The following is a 17,090-nucleotide window of genomic DNA, read 5'->3' on the forward strand; positions in this document are numbered from 1 at the left end:
ACCAATTAGAAACTGTGAACCTGCAGTTTCTAATTTTTTGTAACCTCTCTTCAGACCACCCATGACAAAACCTCCTATTTTCAAAGAATATATATTCTACCTCAGCTTCTGGTGTATTTTTGCCGTTGTAATATGGATCAACTTTCAGGTCAATACGGATCGGCTGATTGCTGTGCTTCAAACTATTGCTATTGTAATAACCTCTTTTATTTTCACCTATCATCTTGCTCAAAAGCTTCTTCCCAAAGCCTTAAGGACAAAAAAAATGAAGATTTTCCTGGTACAGGCTGTGTTGAATATTTTAATAATGAGTGTTGTTTATTCCTTCATTTTCACCTACCTTCAGGTTGCTCCTACAGTTGATTTACCTCCCAGCTTCTACGATCATTTACCTATTTTATGGCAAGGATTTTATATGGCTATTCCTGCTGCTTTTATGATAAGTGTAGCTACCTGTGGTATTAAATTTTATCTTGAACATGAAAAAATTGAACGGGATCACATCCTCCTTCAGCAAGCACACCTGGAGAATCAGCTTAAGCTTCTTCAAGATCAGATGAATCCACATTTGGTATTTAATATTCTGAACCACATTCATATTCTCATTAAAACGGATACTCAACTTGCTGATTTTTTATTAATGAAATTTTCAGACATTCTACGATATCAGCTTTATCATTGCAATCAAAATCTGGTTCCACTTGATAAGGAAATTGAATACCTCCAAAATCTGGTAGAGGTTGAGAAATTGAGATGGGGAAATGAGCTCAATGTAGATGCCACTCTGAAAATCAATAATAAAAGGGCTTTTATTGCACCTCTATTACTTGTTTCTTTTATTGAAAACGCCTTTAAATACGTTTGCAGACTTCCGGGGCAAGTTGGTTATGTAAAGATCTTCTGCAAAGAAGAAAACAATAATCTTTTCTTTTATGTTGAAAATTCTTACTCGGAAATGGCTGTTCATAAGAAGAAAGACGGTGGTATTGGACTGCAAAATGTAAAAAAACGTCTGAAACTGCAGTATCCTGATGCCTATGATCTCAACATTGAATCTGATAATCTTGTATTTAAAGTAACTTTAACCTTAAAACTGTCTGAAAATGAGCAATAATATTCCCAAAATTAAATGTCTGATCATCGATGATGAACCTCTGGCCAGATTCCACCTTAAGGATATGGCAGATAAAATTGATTTCTTATCCGTAGAAGGAACTTATGCCACTGCATTAGAAGCAGATGCCAAGGTCAAAGAAAGCGAAATAGATCTTCTTTTCCTGGATATCAATATGCCCTATCTGAATGGTATTGATTTTCTAGAACAGCTTGAAAATCCGCCTTTATGTATTTTTACAACGGCTTATTCGGAATATGCTTTGGAAGGATTCCGGCTTCAGGTAGTGGATTATCTATTAAAACCTATTGCCTTTAACCGTTTTTATCAGGCTGTTAATAAAGCTCAGCAACAGTTTATCATCAATGAAAAATTAAAGAAAAATACACCACTGGATGACCCTTTTCTGTATGTAAGGCAATCTGATACTTTTATTAAAGTTTCCTGGGTAGATATTTTATATATTGAAAGTATGCAGAACTATACCAAACTGCATTTTAAAGATAAGTTCATTGTAATTCATCAGACCATGAAAGCCATTGAAGAATCGTTGCCTTCGGAACATTTTTTCAGAATTCATAAATCATTCTTAATCAACATTATTCATATTGATATGATTTCCGGAGGCCGTCTTTTTATCAATAAAACAGAGCTTCCTATTTCCCGTACCCGAAAGGAAGAATTGCTCAATCAGGTGGTTTATAAGAAGCTGATTAGTAAATAAAAGAGGAAGCCGGAAGCTGTTGGGGGAATTATTCAAGTTAAAAATAGATCAAATACATACATTCCGGCCTCTTTTTTATATCTTAAGGTAAATTCCAGCGTAAGGAGACCGCCGCATAGAATGTACTGGAAAACTTAGGATCTGCAACTTTTTTCTCTTTAAAAATGCTTTTGATCTTTCGCTCACTTTCTGTGAAACTTCTCACCAGGGTTGATCCTCCCGTAATCCCTATGCTCAGTTTATCACTGATCTTTATTTCCGGGCGGAGACCTGCTGTGATCTGCTGATAACCAAACATGATAGATTCTCCGTTTTTATTCCTTTCTACAGTCATTCCGCTAAGATTAACTACAGCTTTTAAGGTAAAAGCATCAGAGAATTGATATCCTACTTCTGCCCCTTCCGGGAAGTTAACTCTAAATTTAACCTTTCCGTTGGTTTTCCAGTCGAAATAGATCCATGGCAGAACCATTGGAACCCCAAACGCTGTCGTAAGCACTGGCCCTACTCCCAAAGCAAGATTAGGATTAAAATGTCTGATAAAGACAATTCCTCCCTGTCCCAGTACATCATCAAAGCTTATCCTTTCCATATCTGTGTATACTCCAACGGAAGCCATCATCATCATGCTCCACTTCTTTCCTAAAGGTCTTACATGCTGCAATCCTACCTGAGCGTTCAGCATCTGGTCCGGAAATAACGGAGTTTCATAATCTTTGTGGGACATTTTTGCATAGGATCCGCTCAATAGCATAGACCATGCTTTTACCTTACCTTCTTTATCTTTTTTTACTGATAATGGAATACTCAGATTTAGATTTACCCTTTTAAAATCACTTTTAGAATTCGTCTTTACACTGTCTTCCGGGCGGATATAATTAGAGGATGGAATGTATTCTGTTTTAAGTTCAGCGGAGATTCCCGATTGGGCACTTACCCAATATCCTAACGGCAACAGACAGCATAAAGCCGTCAAAAGGTTCCTTTTCATATTTTAAATTTTATGCAAAGAGAACCTTTTGATTATTTTTTCAAAAATTACTTGATTAAGTGCCTGAATGGTATGACCAATAGAAACAATGGAAGGATAAAGCTAAATGGGCTGGGAGCCAGAAGAGGGAAGCTGGAAGTTACCATTAGTCTGCTGAATTACTGAAAATTACTATAAATAAAGCACTAAAACCCAGAAAAATCAGCAATTCTGGGCTTTATTTTGTTCCTCGGCTTTCAATAACTTTCCTCCTCCAGGCTTTCCACTTCCTTACTATTTAAGCTACAGATTCCCGCATTACGGCCTTCTTACCTTTGAAAATCTGATACCCAAACCATACAGCTACCAAAGCCATTCCGGAACGGGTAACTACCATCGGCAAAATAGAATCTGCTTCTAAGAACCCTAGTAATCCCGACATTAAAAAGGTTACCATCAATTGCATGAATCCTAACAATGCTGCAGCCGTACCTCTCCCTTCTTTAAATGGAGATAAAGCGTGCGCTGAGGTAAGAGGAAACAGAATTCCAATAGCTAACAATGATAGATACAACATGCCTATTTCCAATACCATAGAAAGATTTCCTGCTGCTATAAAAATATGAAGAGTACATACCACCAACAACATTAAAGTAGCGCCAAATAAAAGGGTTGAATTACTTATTCTTTTGATTAATTTAGGTGTAAGATAAGCCGCTGTAATTAAAGCTAATGAATTGAATGCAAAGATAAAACTGAAAGTCTCACTGGAAAATCCATGAATTTCCATAAATAAGAACGGAGCATTTGAAATATAGATAATCAGAGAAGCAAATGCAATACTTCCTACCATCGTACTGTTGATAAATTCTTTGTTGGAAATAATCATCTTTAATTGTTCCTTTAAACTCTTTTCATCTGTTGCCATATTATCCTGCTGGCTGATTCTGGTATTGGTTTCCGGAACATATTTATATACCATAAAAAATGTAATCAATCCCATAACACATAGAAAAGCGAATGAACTGTTCCAACCCCAGTATTTTAAGAATACACTTCCCATTAAAGGTGCTACAATGGGAGCAATTCCGCTGATTTGAGATTGTTGTGCAAAAATGGTTACGGATTTCTGCTTATCATAAAGATCAATAATAATAGCTCTTCCGATTACAATTCCTGCACTTCCTCCAAATGCCTGTAAGAAACGCATGGCCCATAAAACGTAAATATCCGAGGTAAAATAAATGGCTGTTGCTCCTATAATAAAAAGGAGAAGACCACAATACAACATTGGTTTACGGCCTGTTTTGTCTGATAAAGGTCCCCATAATAACTGTCCGATGGCAAATCCGGCAAAGAAAACCGAAATAGAGATTTGAATATGCCCGATATCCGTATTAAAAATTTTAGCCATGCTTGGAAAAGCAGGAAGATAAAGATCTATACTTAAGGATTCTAACGTGTTGAGTAATGCTAAAATAAACACTACAATACCTAACTTCTTCATAAATTGTAAGCCTTCACAGGCGATTTTTTTCCAGGGTGCAAAATTGCCTTAAAAAGGAAGTGAATACAATAAAGGAACTGAAGGAAGTATAGGACAAATTGAAGATTAAAACACAATATTTGATTAAAACCATCAATTTTAAACCATCATAATTGTAAATATTGAAGATTGTCATTTTTCATTATTCTTAAAATTTTCAGGACTTCTCCCTGCATGTTTCTTAAAAAATCTTGAAAAATATGAAGCATCGTTAAAACCGAGTTTAAAAGCAATCTCCTTCACAGTGAGTGCTCCAAAACTAAGTTCTCTTTTAGCTTCCAGGATAAGACGCTGATTGATCATTTTTTTTACTGTTGTTCCTCTCAGAAGACGTACAATATCATTGAGGTGGTGGGTACTTATTTTTAATTTTTCGGCATAGAAAGCCGTTTCTTTATGTACAATATAATGTTTCTCAATAAGAGCTACCAAGTCCTGAACACGCTGCCGGTCATTCAGTAAAGTTTCCTGTGGGTTAATCTGTTCTCCAATGATGATACAAAATGCTTTCAGATAGGCCTTCAAAAGCTCAGTTCTTGAGGTGGTTTTATATTCCTGTTCAATCAATGAGATGAGTGTACTGCAGGTTTTCTCGTTTTTAGGATCTAAAAAAAACGGAAGCACACCTCCGGTAAGTACAGATTCAATATCACAGGCTTCATTGAAAATTTCCCGGCTTATCGCCATAGCATATCCCTCCTCACCTTCTACTTTCATATTAAACGCCTGTCCCGGTGCAATAATGCAGATTTGATTATTCTCTAGTTTATAGCTCTCAAAATCCAGTTCCAGGCAGCTTTTTTCATAGACTTCTCTGAACCAGATAATTTCAAAAAAATTATGCCGGTGTACATCATGAAAATTCTCCGGGCCTGCTGCACTTAGGGTACTCATCTGAAATTCTTCAGAGGTAAGATGATGCATCGGTATTTCTTTTTCTGGTATATTCATCACTGGAGTTTTAAAATAAGTAAGCTATAAACAAAAACCACAGCAAAAAAGTGCTGCGGTTTTCTACAATATTTAAAATTAAATATAATTTTTCAGTTTTAGAATAGCTTTTAGCCAAACACAAAATAATAAATAACACTCCAAACAGTAACAAAAAATAAAACAAAAAATAAAGATTCCCGAAGGTTCTGGTTTTTCTTTTTAATATAATGCTTATAAAGAGTTACTATTATAAATGCAATAATAATCAGCGTTGGTAATACTGTAAAGGTATACATCCTGATTTATTGGTTTCCTAAAAAGGCATCCCATCCCTGAGCAGTAAGAGCTACCAACTGGTTAGATCCTCTTGCCACCATAAAGTTTCCTTCTTCTTTTTCCACTGCATGTCCTATGATGGTAAAATCAGGATGGTTTTTAATCTTATCAAAATCGTTTGGTGAAATGGTGAACAGTAATTCATAATCTTCACCACCACTTAATGCTGTCATAACAGGATTTAAGTTCATTTCGTCTGCTGTAGAGATCGTAAGGTTATCCAATGGAATCTTTTCCTCATACAGTCTGAATCCTACTTTAGACTGGTCGGAAAGATGAAGAATTTCCGAAGCCAAGCCATCAGAAATATCGATCATGGAAGTTGGTTTAATATCCAGTTCTTCCAGAATTGTTTTGACATCGGTTCTTGCTTCAGGCTTCAACTGTCTCTCCAGGATATAGTCGTATCCTTCCATCTCCGGCTGCATATTTGGATCAGCAAGATATACGGCATGTTCTCTTTCTAAAATCTGAAGTCCCATATAAGCTCCACCCAAATCTCCAGTCACTACAAGAAGGTCATTAGGTTTTGCTCCACTTCTCTTTACAATATTTTCGCCAGATTCAATACCTACTGCTGTAATGCTCATTACTAATCCGGAATTAGAACTTGTAGTATCTCCACCAATCAGGTCAACTTTGTACCTGGTACATGCTGCCTGAATTCCCGCATAAAGTTCTTCCAAAGCTTCTACCGGAAAACGATTGGAAACAGCTAAAGAAACCAAAATCTGTGTAGGAACGGCATTCATTGCTGCAATATCACTTAGGTTTACCACTACGGCTTTATAACCTAGATGCTTTAATGGAACATAACCTAAGTTAAAGTGTACGCCTTCTGCTAAAACATCCGTGGTAAGAACCACTTTTTTATTATTAGGGTTAATCACTGCCGCATCATCTCCTACTCCAAGATCCGAAGATTCGTTGGATAGAGGGAAATACTCTGTCAAATGCTTAATCAGACCGAATTCTCCTAATTTTGAAATGGGCGTAAGCTCCTGTGATTTATCTTCAAACATAATTTTTTGTATTAATGTCCAATGTAAAAAGGATGAATGATTTAAAAATTGCTTTCCAAACTTTAAACCTTGAACCTTGAATTTTAAACTTTGAATTATTTTGTAAATTCTGCCGGATCAATATTGTGTGGGTGGAAAGGAAACTTTTTAAAGTCTTCTTTTGATAATACCACTGTTTCCGGGCTTTTGTATTTATTCATTGCTTCCACTACATCATCTGGCGGAGTGGTCATTTTTCTCAACATCATATCAATCCATACTCCTGTTGCCTCCGCAGTTGCACAGTGTACTCCATCCGGAGTATAGAATTTATGTACGAAACGGTAGATAGAAGAATCATCTGAACATCCATCAATTTCTACACTTACAATAACGGTCTGATCGGCATAGATCTCCTTGAAGAAAGAATATTTTTCATGCAGGATTACAGGGCCGATTCCCCATCTGCTTAATTGGGTAACCCCCATTTTCTCCTTGGTCATAAAGGCCATTCTGGCTTGCGCACAGTATTGTACATATGATGAATTGGCTAAGTGTTTGTTGGCATCAAGATCGCTCCAACGTACTTCAAATTTATGGTAGAAAATCATACTGAAATCGTTTTTGGTATAATTAAAAATTATAATCTTCAAAAATACTCAAATAAGATGGTTTATAAAAATTGTACTTTTGAAAAAATAATCTTCAGCATAGGATTGCACATACATGAAACAGATCATTATTATCGGAGGCGGTGCTGCAGGCTTTTTCTGCGCATCCAATCTAGACGAAAAGAAATATAAGATTACCATTTTAGAGCAGAACTCGGATGTTCTTCAGAAAGTTAAGATTTCTGGAGGCGGACGCTGTAATGTTACCCACGCCTGCTTTGACCCAAGAGAATTGGTACAGTTCTATCCCCGTGGAAACAAAGAATTATTAAGTGTCTTCACTAAATTTCAACCTGGAGACACTATGGAATGGTTCGATCAGCGCAATGTTCCTCTGAAAATAGAGAATGACAACAGAACTTTTCCTGAAAGCAATTCTTCACAAACGATCATCAATACTTTCCTGAATGAAACTCAGAAAAAAAAATGTGATAGTACAGACAAAATGCAGTGTAAAGGAAATTGAAAAGCAAGATGAAAAATACCTTGTAAAAACCAATTCAGGGGATTTTGAGGCAGATTATATTGTGTATACTACCGGCAGTTCTCCAAAATCATTGAAAATCATTGAAAATTTGGGGCATAAGATCGTAGACCTTGTTCCATCGCTATTTACTTTTAATATTAAAGATGAACTTTTAAAAGAGCTGCCTGGAACAAGTTTTGAAAATGCAGGGATTTCAATTCCTAGGCTGAAAACAGAAGAAAGCGGACCGCTTTTGATTACCCATTGGGGACTTTCCGGGCCTGCAGTACTTAAAATTTCTGCCTGGGAAGCAATAAGTCTTGCCAAGCTTAAATACAACTTTGAAATTGAGGTTAATTTTATTTCAATAGATCTTGATGATGCGGAAGAGATTTTCCAGAACTTCAAGCAAAATAACCCTAAAAAGTCCGTTGGGCAATCTAAAATCTTTGATATTACGAACAGATTCTGGCAAAAAATATTAGATATTTCGAAGGTTGACCTTAATAAACAGGTGGCCAATATTTCAGGAAAGGAAATGCAGAAGATCCTTGAAAACCTATGTAAAAAGAAATTTCAGGTTACTGGAAAATCAACTTTTAAAGATGAGTTCGTTACCGCAGGAGGTATTGACTTAAAGGAAATTAACTTCAAAAACATGTCTTCAAAATTGCTTCCTAATTTTTATATTGCCGGTGAGGTTTTAAATATAGATGCAGTGACAGGAGGCTTCAATTTTCAGGCATGCTGGAGTGAAGGCTGGCTGATTGCACAAGACTTAAATACTTTGTAAAGATGAAAAAAATACTATTTCTATTATGTTCACTCTGGTTCTCCGTATGCTTTTCCCAAGAAAATAAAACGGAAATTCCTCCAACACACGATCATTCCAGAGATCGTTTTATCCCCGAAGCTCGTAAACCAGCAGAATACCCCGGTGGAATAAATGCATTTATGCAGGAAGTTGCAGGTAAAATAAAGACAAATAAAATAAAGGACGTAAAAGGAAAGATAAAAGCCAATGCAAAGTTTGCGGTGAATATTGATGGAGAAATAGAAAAAATTTCTGTAACAGGAGATAATGAAGATTTTAATAAAGAGATCGAAAGAGCTCTTACCTTAACGCGTAAGAAATGGAAACCGGAAGAATACAAAGGAACCCCCGTATTAAGCTGGTATAATCTCCCTTTCATCATGAATTTTAATTAAAAAGAATGCTTTCAGCCAAAAGAAATATCCCATTTTTCAAAATCCTTCTCATTATAGGATTTGTGTATTTCTTTTGGCTGATGCTTAGCATTACGCTGGAATATATCCCTTTGGATCCCAATGTCAGCTTCCTGATGATTAAGCAGACTGAGGTGGAACAGAGACCGGAATATCTTTACTTTTTCTACACGCATGTGTACACCAGTATTTTTGTACTTCTTTCAGGGTTTTTAGCCATACTGCGTAAAGATTTCGGATGGAAAAGTTCTCACCGGAATACAGGAAAGGTGTATATTTTTCTCATTCTGATTTTAGCCGCTCCTTCGGGAATTTATATGGGCTTTTTTGCCAATGGAGGTCTTTTTTTCAAAAATTTCATTTGTTATACTGGGCTTTTTATGGTGGTTTTCTACCTTCAAAGCTTATCAGCTAGCAAGACAAAAAAGATTTAAAGAGCACAAGCAGTGGATGTGGCGGAGCTTTGCTTTTACCTTATCAGCCATCACATTGCGAATGTGGAAGGTTATTATCGTATATTTATTCCAACCTAATCCCATGGATGTTTACCAAATCATTGCATGGCTGGGCTGGATTCCCAATATCCTTTTTATTGAATACCTAATTACAAAAAAACAGATATGAAAACTTTACATTACACCTTGATTTCCCTGCTTGCAGTTTCTCTGATTAGCTGTAAAAAAGACGGAAAAATAAACGAATCAAATAAAGATTCCCTGACAGCAAAAAAGACTCTGTTGTAATTCCTGAAGTTCATAAAGAATATTACGGAGTGTATACAGGTGATTTTGCGGGAATGGAAAAAGTCGTTGATGATGTAGATGGCTCTGAATATGATGAGAATGTCTACAAAAAAATTTCCATAAAGATCAACAGGATTACCAAAGACAGTGTTTACGGACAAAGCATCGTAAATGGAAATCAACGTCCTGTAAAAGGGATTTTCAATGAGGCTTCAAAATCTTTTGTCCTGGATGAACCCGGAAACGATAAAACAGATGGCAGATTTGAGGTAAAACTAAGCGGAGACAGCTTAACCGGAAAGTGGAATGCATTTAATAAAAAAGCAGTAAAAGCCCCTCAGAAATCTCTCAAACTTATCAAAAAAGACTTTGTTTACAATCCTAACTTTATGCTAGATCCGGATTCTAATCTGGTTGACTGGAACAATCCCAAAGATTTTGTAGAGAAATATACCGACAGTGATGGAAAAACCGAAAGCTACACAACATCAAAGAATCGGGTTGCTTCAGAAGCGATTTTTAAACTGAACGCCTCTAAACAAAAACTCAGTGAAAAAGACCTTAAGAACCTGAGAAAACTGGATATGGAGATTATTAAAAACTCAGTATTTGCAAGACATGGTTATTCCTTTAAAAAAGAAACTTACAGGGATTTCTTTGAGCAAACGAATTGGTATATTCCGGTTTCTAATAATGTAGACAATGAACTGTCCCCTATGGAAAAGGATAATGTAGCCTTATTGAACCGATTCATTAAATATGCTGAAGACAAGTATGACAGCTTTGGAAGATAGATTATTAGATTATAGGTAGCAGGTATTAGAGATCAGGTGTTGAAGTTAAGCTCTGACCTTTTGTCATTATAACGAATAGATAGATCAACAGACAACCTACGGCATAACACAGAATATCAATCCACGAGAAAGAGTTTCCAATCACAATATACATCAGGCTTCCAGGACGGAAGCCTAATTTTTCTGCAATATTGAAATACTGCGCAACTTCTATAAAGCAGGAGAAGACTAAAATTCCAAGAATAAGTTTTTCATTGTTTACCGTGAAGAAGCTCTTTACTAGGGTATAGAGAAGTATGACCACAATAACATCACCAAGATAAGCCCTCACAAAGAAAATATCCTTCAATTTCGTAGCAATCAGCACTTCAATCAGGAAAATAAAAATGGAAATGAGAAGATATTTCAGGCTAAATTGGAATTTCATGTTTATGTTTTTAAAAGTTTAGGCATAAAAAATCGGTATTTTAATGAATACCGATTTTTATTTTGGCAAATATATTATTTCTTTACTTTGATTGTACATCCAATGGCAACTGTTTTCGTCATTTTCACTGCGTCACCCTTTATCAAAGCATTTACAGCATCCTGAGCATAGTATTCTGAAACATCATTTGGATTATCATAATTATTATCAATAGCGCCTATATATTTTACAATATTCTTCCCGTTTTCCTTTTGCAGTACAAAAACATGCGGAGTCTTTGTGGCTCCATACTGCGGATAAACCTTCTGCCCTTCATCTACCAGATACGGAAAAGTAAACCCTTTCTCTTTTGCTCTGTTGATCATCTGTTTATAACCATCTTCCGGCTGTACATTTGGATCATTGGGATTAATAGCAATTACTGGATATCCCTGGCTTTTATATTTCTTATCAAGTTCAATGATTCTGTCTTCATATTTTTTAGCATAAGGGCAATGATTGCATGTAAAGATAACAATGAAACCCTTAGCCGTTTTAAAATCGCTCAGGGAGACCATTTTCCCATCAATATTTTTAAGTTTAAAGTCAGCAGCTTCATCTCCCACTTCATAGCCTTTTACAGCTGAGATGTTTTCTTTTTGAGGCTCATTTTTATCGCGGTCTATTGCTGTAAAGCTTAGCAAGCTTAATCCGGTGATAATGGCAGCCATTACAATTTTCAGATTTTTCATAATCAATTATTTATTATAGATTTTCAGTAATTGTTTTTTTCAGATCTTCTTTACTCATTTCACCATCATTGAAATGTACTTTCTCTCCGTTTTTATAAAAAATCGTGACCGGAATATTTCCGTCCCATTCTTTTTCAAATCTTGGAATCCAGGTATTCATTCTTTTAATATCATCTAAAAGAATAACCTCAGCGGTCAGATTTTTATTTTTAATGAATTTTAAAACCCTTTCTTTATCCACCAGCCTATCTAAAGAAACAAGAATCATCTTAAACTTAGGATTACCTGCATATTGATGATTGAGTTCCATAAAATGAGGAAGCTCTTTTACACAGGGTGCACAGGTAGTTGCCCAAAAATTAACAACCAGAAACTTATCCTTCTCTGACTGAATTTTCTTTTCCAGCTCTTCATATTTCAAAACAGAAACTTCGGTCTGCTGCGCTTTGTAAATTGTACAGAGCAGAAAGACAGCTAGAATTTTTAATACTTTCTTCATATTCAAATTTAGTAAAATAATGTAATTCAATAATCTGCAAAACAAGATCATTCTAAAATGGAATATTTTCATTGTTATTTATGATCTGTTATTTTTTTTTCAGTTCTAATTGATATTTTTGATATTTTTACGGACTTATAATAAAAACCATGAAAAAAGCTTATTTGCTACTGCCAATTCTATTTTTGGCTTCCTGCTCAAGCAGCAATGATGACACTACATCCCCTAATAATGGGAATAACAATGGGAACAATAATCCTAACACACCAGTTTTAATCTCCAAACTAACGCTGGATGGAGAAATATCGGTATTTAGCTATAATGGCTCAAAAATCTCTCAGGTTAAAAACATTAATACAAATGAAGTTTCTACTTATACTTATACCGGAGATTTAATTACGGAAGAATTAGCCACAGGAGGAAGCTCAACTTTTAAAATAAATTATACTTACGACGGAAGCGGAAAGTTGATTAAAAAAGTAACTGTTCAGCACATGCTTTCCTCAGGAGATACCGCAACAGACGAAACTAATTATGCTTATACTTCTAACACTACCGTAAAAATAACTTATACAAGAACTTTGGCAGGAAGCTTTACAGGATCACCGTCAGTAACAACCGGAACCAAAAACGCGGTATTAAACTCTGATGGTTCTCTAAACAGCTGGACAGAAACGGCAAAAGTTCCTATTCCTGGTACTTCTGGTTTTAGTCCTGCTACTGGTATTTTGCAGCCTATAGTATATGATACCAAAAACTCTCCTTATAAAAATATAACAGGGTATTTAAAAATTATTGATACTGAAGATGAAAATGGATCTTCTCACAATATTGTAAGCTATAGTGATAAACTAGATCTTAACAATGGGTCCGGAGGAGCTATGTGGGGAATATTTAAGTCCGCTTACGAATATAATACAAGCAACTACCCTACCAAAAATGTCAGAACATATTATGATAAAACGGGTAACAATATAACAAATAGCGAGGTTCGTACTTACGAGTACAATCATTTATAAAATACAGAAGAGAGCGTAAGGCTCTCTTTTTTATTACCTTACCCATAGTTATTTTTTTTCACAATCAATAGAATTATTTGAATAATTTTGTATATTTGAGTACAATCAAACTAAAATATTATGAAAAAATCAAACATTCAAAAAAAGAAACTTACCAAAAGAGAAATGAAAACGATTAACGGAGCAGGCCCAATCTGCCCGCTGGTATTTAGTTGTTTTGACCGAAATACCGGAGAGGAACAATATGGCGTTTACGGAATTCAGGATGGCCCTTGTTGTTAGTTATAGATTAAATTACCAAATTAAGAAATATGAAAAAATCAACCACTCACAAAAAGAAGCTTACCAAAGCTGAGCTTAAAGAAATCAGCGGTGGAGCTAAAGCGAACTGTGCAGAAGATCTATGCAAGCTGAGAGGAGTAAGCAGTCATTTTATGATCATAGGCCCTAGAGGTAAAGATGGATACTGCTGCTAAGTATTTTCAACTCTTATAAAAGAAAAATGATTGGATTATCCTCCAATCATTTTTTTTATGGCGTTGAGCTTCATTAAAGCTTCAATCGGTGTTAAAGTATTGATATCTATTTTGGTAAGCTCTTCTCGAATATTTTCCAAAACCGGATCATCAAGTTGGAAGAAAGAAAGCTGCATATTTTCTTCAGTTACCCGTTTGATATTTTCTGAGGCTCCTCCTTCCTGAGTTCGGCTTGCTTCAAGCGTTTTAAGAATCTCATTGGCTCTGTTGACTACTTTTGCAGGCATTCCTGCCAGTTTAGCTACATGAATTCCGAAACTATGCTCACTACCACCCGGAACCAGTTTTCTCATGAAGATAATATTCCCTTTATTTTCCTGAATAGAAACGTGGAAGTTTTTTACTCTTTCGAAATTCACGGTCATTTCATTCAATTCATGATAATGGGTGGCAAATAAAGTCTTCGCCTGTGTAGAGTGCTGATGAAGATATTCTGCAATAGCCCATGCAATGGAGACCCCATCATAAGTAGAAGTTCCACGCCCAATTTCATCTAAAAGGATAAGGCTTCGTTCTGATATATTATTCAGGATATTGGCTGCTTCATTCATTTCTACCATGAATGTAGATTCACCGGCAGAAATATTATCCGTAGCCCCTACCCTTGTAAAGATCTTGTCCAATAGTCCGATTTCAGCATGTTTAGCAGGGACAAAGCTTCCTATCTGAGCCAGAAGACAAACGATAGCCGTCTGACGCAGGATTGCCGATTTACCGGCCATGTTCGGACCTGTCACCATGATGATCTGCTGAGAATCTTTATCCAGGAAGATGTCGTTCGGAATATATTTTTCTCCTAGTGGAAGTGCATTTTCAATAATCGGGTGTCTTGCTTCCTTCAGATCAATTGCATAACCGTCATTCAAAATAGGTTTGGTATAGCTTTCTGAAACTGCTAATTCAGACAGTCCCGCAGCAACATCAATCTGTGCAATAATATTAGAGTTCCCTTGGATCTGATCGATATAAACCATCGTTTCAGAGCACACATTCCTGTACAACTGGTTTTCCAGAATGCTTATCTTCTCTTCAGCCCCCAGAATCTGGCTTTCATATTCCTTTAATTCTTCGGTTATGTATCGTTCAGCATTTACTAGAGTTTGTTTTCTTACCCAATCGTCTGGAACTTTATCTTTATGGGTATTTCGGACTTCAATATAGTATCCGAAAACGTTGTTGAAATCAATTTTAAGGCTTGTAATACCTGTTCTTTCAATCTCTCTCTGACACATTTCATCAAGAAACCCACGGCCTTTGTTTTGAAGATTTCTCAATCTGTCAAGTTCCTCAGAAACCCCGTCTTTTACTACATTCCCTTTGGCCAGACTTACCGGAAGCTCCTCATTCAGATGATTCTGCAGGAATTTAATAAGTTCTTCAAGATCAAATAAAGGTTCCAACCATGCCAGTACATCCGCATGAGGATGCAATAATGCTTTGATTGTATGGATATTGATTAAACTCTGACGCAGGTGTCCAAATTCCCTTGGTGAGATTTTTTCTGCGGCCAGTTTCCCCATCAATCGATCCAGATCAGAAATTGATTTTAACAGTTGTCCTATTTCATATTTAAGGTGATCGTTCTCGTTTAAAAAATCAATCAGTGAAAGTCTTCTTGCAATTTCATCTACAGATTTTAAAGGAAGAATAATTCTTCTTCTCAGCAATCTTCCTCCCATCGGAGTTGAGGTTTTATCAATAATATCCAGCAATGACTTTCCTTGCGGATTGCTTGGATAAACGATTTCCAGATTTCTTAAGGTGAAATTATCCATCATCAGATAATCTTCCTGAGGAATAATCTGAAGTTTGGTAATATGAGAAAGCAGGTTATGATGGGTATCTTCTACCAGATACGCAAAAATAGCTCCGGCTGCTGTAATGGCTAATGGAAGGGTTTCTACTCCAAACCCTTTTAATGAATTCGTTTTAAAATGGCTGGTTAATTTCTCGTAGGCAAAATTGTATTGAAAAGCCCAGTCTTCCAGTTTAAAAGCATTCTTATTCTTAATTTGCTCCGGTATCTGTGCACTTCTCTGGAAAATAATTTCACTCGGATCAAAAGTATTAATAATATGCAGCAATTTTTCAAGGTTGCCCTCGCTTACCAAAAACTCTCCGGTAGAAATATCCACCAAAGCAATTCCATATTTTTCTTTTTCCTTATGAAGAGAAAGCAGGAAGTTATTTTTCTTAGAATTTAAAACCTGATCATTAAAAGTCACTCCTGGAGTTACCAGTTCTGTAACCCCCCTTTTCACAATTCCTTTGACCATTTTAGGATCTTCCAACTGATCACAGATCGCAACTCTCATTCCAGCTCTTACCAATTTTGGTAGATAAGAATCTATAGAGTGATGTGGAAATCCGGCTAATTCTACACTTCCTTCTCCATTATTTCTTTTCGTAAGAACAATTCCCAAAATCTGAGAGGTTTTCACGGCATCCTGCCCAAAAGTTTCATAAAAGTCCCCTACTCTGAAAAGTAAAAGTGCATCAGGGTATTTGCCCTTGATGGTATTATATTGAGTCATTAACGGGGTTTCCTTCTTCGTTTTTGCCATAGTAAAAAATGAACCCCAAATTTAAAAAAATAAATCCAGGGTTGCAGAATTGTTTCATCGTTATCCCTGAATAACTTTTCCCTATCAGGAATTAATTGTATTTTCACCATAAAATCAAATCCATGAAATTTCCTGTTCTAGAAACTGAAAGACTTATTCTGCGACAACTCACCCTTGATGACAGTGAAGATCTATTCGAATATTTTTCCCAAGATGAGGTCATGGAATATTATGATCTTGAAGCGTTCAAATCTATCGAAGATGCACAGAAAATCATTCAGCATTTCAACAGTGAATTTGAGAAAGAAAAAGGGTTCCGATGGGCTCTACAATTGAAATCTGACGGTAAAGTGATTGGTACCTGCGGTTATCATAACTGGTACAGAGAACATTTCAAGGCTGAAATTGGCTACGAACTTAATCCTCTTTTCTGGAGACAAGGTTATATGAAAGAAGCCATCCTTCCTATTCTTACATTTGGATTTGAAAGCATGAGATTGCATCGTGTGGATGCTTTTATTGATCCGGCCAATATTTCTTCCGAAAAACTTTTAACCTCAATCAACTTTCAGGAAGAAGGAACTCTTAGAGATTACTTCTTTGAAAAAGGGAAATTTGTGGATGCTAAAATTTTCGGCTTGATTAATAAATAAAGCTGGAAGTCAGAGGCGGGAAGCTGGAAGTTACTATTTGGCTATAAACATCTACTTATCATTCTATACATCCGTAAGGATATAGGAGATTCTTCCTTCGTCAGAAATCGAAGATTCGGTGTAACCAATGACAATA

The 17,090-nt window shown here is 36.0% G+C and carries 19 protein-coding genes and 1 pseudogene; 11 read left to right on the top strand and 9 right to left on the bottom strand.

Translation table 11 applies throughout. The annotated features are described in order from the left end of the window. The first annotated feature begins 61 nt into the window (after positions 1-61). Positions 62-1,114 (top strand): sensor histidine kinase, encoded by a 1,053-nt coding sequence (locus tag H5J24_RS22990; RefSeq protein WP_068941033.1) that lies wholly within the window; start codon positions 62-64, stop codon positions 1,112-1,114. Then, positions 1,104-1,838, top strand: a complete 735-nt coding sequence (locus H5J24_RS22995) for a LytR/AlgR family response regulator transcription factor (RefSeq protein WP_068941035.1) — start codon at positions 1,104-1,106, stop codon at positions 1,836-1,838. Before H5J24_RS22990 ends, H5J24_RS22995 begins: the two co-directional genes overlap by 11 nt. Before the next feature lie 82 nt (positions 1,839-1,920). On the opposite strand, the gene H5J24_RS23000 is transcribed toward H5J24_RS22995, so the two are convergent. The 5 genes from H5J24_RS23000 to H5J24_RS23020 form a co-directional block, all read right to left on the bottom strand. Then, positions 1,921-2,829, bottom strand: a complete 909-nt coding sequence (locus tag H5J24_RS23000; protein ID WP_068941037.1) for a DUF6268 family outer membrane beta-barrel protein — start codon at positions 2,827-2,829, stop codon at positions 1,921-1,923. A 277-nt stretch (positions 2,830-3,106) separates the two neighbouring features. After that, complete coding sequence (locus H5J24_RS23005; protein ID WP_082811050.1) at positions 3,107-4,315, bottom strand: multidrug effflux MFS transporter; 1,209 nt, start codon at positions 4,313-4,315, stop codon at positions 3,107-3,109. 171 nt (positions 4,316-4,486) lie between these two features. Further along, positions 4,487-5,305 (bottom strand): helix-turn-helix domain-containing protein, encoded by an 819-nt coding sequence (locus H5J24_RS23010; RefSeq protein ID WP_068941041.1) that lies wholly within the window; start codon positions 5,303-5,305, stop codon positions 4,487-4,489. 284 nt (positions 5,306-5,589) lie between these two features. Then, entirely contained in the window at positions 5,590-6,645 is a 1,056-nt protein-coding gene (gene thiL / locus H5J24_RS23015) for a thiamine-phosphate kinase (RefSeq protein WP_068941043.1), read from the bottom strand. Positions 6,646-6,740: 95 nt separating this feature from the next. Continuing rightward, on the bottom strand, positions 6,741-7,235 hold the full coding sequence (locus H5J24_RS23020; RefSeq protein WP_068941045.1) for an acyl-CoA thioesterase: 495 nt from the start codon (positions 7,233-7,235) through the stop codon (positions 6,741-6,743). 115 nt (positions 7,236-7,350) lie between these two features. On the opposite strand from H5J24_RS23020, the pseudogene H5J24_RS23025 reads away from it, so the two are divergent. The 5 genes and pseudogenes from H5J24_RS23025 (at position 7,351) to H5J24_RS23040 (ending at position 10,525) form a co-directional block, all read left to right on the top strand. Next, positions 7,351-8,554, top strand: a pseudogene (locus H5J24_RS23025) (BaiN/RdsA family NAD(P)/FAD-dependent oxidoreductase). Between the two features lie 2 nt (positions 8,555-8,556). Continuing rightward, positions 8,557-8,970, top strand: coding sequence for an energy transducer TonB (locus H5J24_RS23030; protein ID WP_068941050.1), 414 nt, complete (start codon positions 8,557-8,559; stop codon positions 8,968-8,970). Positions 8,971-8,975: 5 nt separating this feature from the next. Beyond that, complete coding sequence (locus tag H5J24_RS25760) at positions 8,976-9,422, top strand: DUF2306 domain-containing protein (RefSeq protein ID WP_283250745.1); 447 nt, start codon at positions 8,976-8,978, stop codon at positions 9,420-9,422. Next, on the top strand, positions 9,322-9,612 hold the full coding sequence (locus tag H5J24_RS25765; protein WP_283250747.1) for a DUF2306 domain-containing protein: 291 nt from the start codon (positions 9,322-9,324) through the stop codon (positions 9,610-9,612). Before H5J24_RS25760 ends, H5J24_RS25765 begins: the two co-directional genes overlap by 101 nt. A 148-nt stretch (positions 9,613-9,760) precedes the next feature. Beyond that, positions 9,761-10,525, top strand: coding sequence for a YARHG domain-containing protein (locus H5J24_RS23040; RefSeq protein ID WP_232815899.1), 765 nt, complete (start codon positions 9,761-9,763; stop codon positions 10,523-10,525). A gap of 25 nt (positions 10,526-10,550) precedes the next feature. Here the strand turns inward: H5J24_RS23040 and H5J24_RS23045 are convergent, their stop codons facing one another. The 3 genes from H5J24_RS23045 to H5J24_RS23055 all read right to left on the bottom strand — a co-directional run bounded on the left by H5J24_RS23045 (position 10,551) and on the right by H5J24_RS23055 (position 12,182). After that, entirely contained in the window at positions 10,551-10,952 is a 402-nt protein-coding gene (locus H5J24_RS23045) for a ribosomal maturation YjgA family protein (RefSeq protein WP_068941056.1), read from the bottom strand. A 74-nt stretch (positions 10,953-11,026) separates the two neighbouring features. Then, complete coding sequence (locus H5J24_RS23050; protein WP_068941058.1) at positions 11,027-11,683, bottom strand: thioredoxin family protein; 657 nt, start codon at positions 11,681-11,683, stop codon at positions 11,027-11,029. A 13-nt stretch (positions 11,684-11,696) separates the two neighbouring features. Then, positions 11,697-12,182: a TlpA family protein disulfide reductase gene (locus tag H5J24_RS23055; protein WP_068941059.1), complete on the bottom strand. Its 486-nt coding sequence runs from the start codon at positions 12,180-12,182 to the stop codon at positions 11,697-11,699. Between the two features lie 149 nt (positions 12,183-12,331). Between H5J24_RS23055 and H5J24_RS23060 the strand changes: the two genes are divergently transcribed. The 3 genes from H5J24_RS23060 to H5J24_RS23070 all read left to right on the top strand — a co-directional run bounded on the left by H5J24_RS23060 (position 12,332) and on the right by H5J24_RS23070 (position 13,677). After that, on the top strand, positions 12,332-13,201 hold the full coding sequence (locus tag H5J24_RS23060) for a hypothetical protein (RefSeq protein WP_068941062.1): 870 nt from the start codon (positions 12,332-12,334) through the stop codon (positions 13,199-13,201). Between the two features lie 120 nt (positions 13,202-13,321). Next, positions 13,322-13,483: a hypothetical protein gene (locus tag H5J24_RS23065; protein ID WP_167386962.1), complete on the top strand. Its 162-nt coding sequence runs from the start codon at positions 13,322-13,324 to the stop codon at positions 13,481-13,483. Between the two features lie 29 nt (positions 13,484-13,512). After that, positions 13,513-13,677, top strand: a complete 165-nt coding sequence (locus H5J24_RS23070; RefSeq protein WP_141395628.1) for a bacteriocin — start codon at positions 13,513-13,515, stop codon at positions 13,675-13,677. Positions 13,678-13,712: 35 nt separating this feature from the next. Here H5J24_RS23070 and mutS read toward each other — a convergent pair whose 3' ends face one another. Then, entirely contained in the window at positions 13,713-16,301 is a 2,589-nt protein-coding gene (gene mutS / locus H5J24_RS23075; protein WP_068941064.1) for a DNA mismatch repair protein MutS, read from the bottom strand. Positions 16,302-16,423: 122 nt separating this feature from the next. Between mutS and H5J24_RS23080 the strand changes: the two genes are divergently transcribed. Further along, complete coding sequence (locus H5J24_RS23080; RefSeq protein WP_068941066.1) at positions 16,424-16,954, top strand: GNAT family N-acetyltransferase; 531 nt, start codon at positions 16,424-16,426, stop codon at positions 16,952-16,954. Positions 16,955-17,090: the final 136 nt, after the last annotated feature.

Source organism: Chryseobacterium capnotolerans, from assembly GCF_021278965.1.
Taxonomy (GTDB): Bacteria; Bacteroidota; Bacteroidia; order Flavobacteriales; family Weeksellaceae; genus Chryseobacterium; species Chryseobacterium capnotolerans.

What these genes read in the sequence shown, in the direction of transcription:
- H5J24_RS22995 (WP_068941035.1), top strand. Translation starts at nt 1,104, where the DNA reads ATGAGCAATAATATTCCCAAAATTAAATGTCTGATCATCGATGATGAA.
- mutS (WP_068941064.1), bottom strand. Translation starts at nt 16,301, where the DNA reads ATGGCAAAAACGAAGAAGGAAACCCCGTTAATGACTCAATATAATACC.
- thiL (WP_068941043.1), bottom strand. Translation starts at nt 6,645, where the DNA reads ATGTTTGAAGATAAATCACAGGAGCTTACGCCCATTTCAAAATTAGGA.
- H5J24_RS23005 (WP_082811050.1), bottom strand. Translation starts at nt 4,315, where the DNA reads ATGAAGAAGTTAGGTATTGTAGTGTTTATTTTAGCATTACTCAACACG.
- H5J24_RS23030 (WP_068941050.1), top strand. Translation starts at nt 8,557, where the DNA reads ATGAAAAAAATACTATTTCTATTATGTTCACTCTGGTTCTCCGTATGC.
- H5J24_RS23055 (WP_068941059.1), bottom strand. Translation starts at nt 12,182, where the DNA reads ATGAAGAAAGTATTAAAAATTCTAGCTGTCTTTCTGCTCTGTACAATT.
- H5J24_RS23050 (WP_068941058.1), bottom strand. Translation starts at nt 11,683, where the DNA reads ATGAAAAATCTGAAAATTGTAATGGCTGCCATTATCACCGGATTAAGC.
- H5J24_RS22990 (WP_068941033.1), top strand. Translation starts at nt 62, where the DNA reads ATGACAAAACCTCCTATTTTCAAAGAATATATATTCTACCTCAGCTTC.
- H5J24_RS23045 (WP_068941056.1), bottom strand. Translation starts at nt 10,952, where the DNA reads ATGAAATTCCAATTTAGCCTGAAATATCTTCTCATTTCCATTTTTATT.
- H5J24_RS23065 (WP_167386962.1), top strand. Translation starts at nt 13,322, where the DNA reads ATGAAAAAATCAAACATTCAAAAAAAGAAACTTACCAAAAGAGAAATG.
- H5J24_RS23000 (WP_068941037.1), bottom strand. Translation starts at nt 2,829, where the DNA reads ATGAAAAGGAACCTTTTGACGGCTTTATGCTGTCTGTTGCCGTTAGGA.
- H5J24_RS23020 (WP_068941045.1), bottom strand. Translation starts at nt 7,235, where the DNA reads ATGATTTTCTACCATAAATTTGAAGTACGTTGGAGCGATCTTGATGCC.
- H5J24_RS23010 (WP_068941041.1), bottom strand. Translation starts at nt 5,305, where the DNA reads ATGAATATACCAGAAAAAGAAATACCGATGCATCATCTTACCTCTGAA.
- H5J24_RS25760 (WP_283250745.1), top strand. Translation starts at nt 8,976, where the DNA reads ATGCTTTCAGCCAAAAGAAATATCCCATTTTTCAAAATCCTTCTCATT.
- H5J24_RS23070 (WP_141395628.1), top strand. Translation starts at nt 13,513, where the DNA reads ATGAAAAAATCAACCACTCACAAAAAGAAGCTTACCAAAGCTGAGCTT.
- H5J24_RS23080 (WP_068941066.1), top strand. Translation starts at nt 16,424, where the DNA reads ATGAAATTTCCTGTTCTAGAAACTGAAAGACTTATTCTGCGACAACTC.
- H5J24_RS23060 (WP_068941062.1), top strand. Translation starts at nt 12,332, where the DNA reads ATGAAAAAAGCTTATTTGCTACTGCCAATTCTATTTTTGGCTTCCTGC.
- H5J24_RS25765 (WP_283250747.1), top strand. Translation starts at nt 9,322, where the DNA reads ATGGAGGTCTTTTTTTCAAAAATTTCATTTGTTATACTGGGCTTTTTA.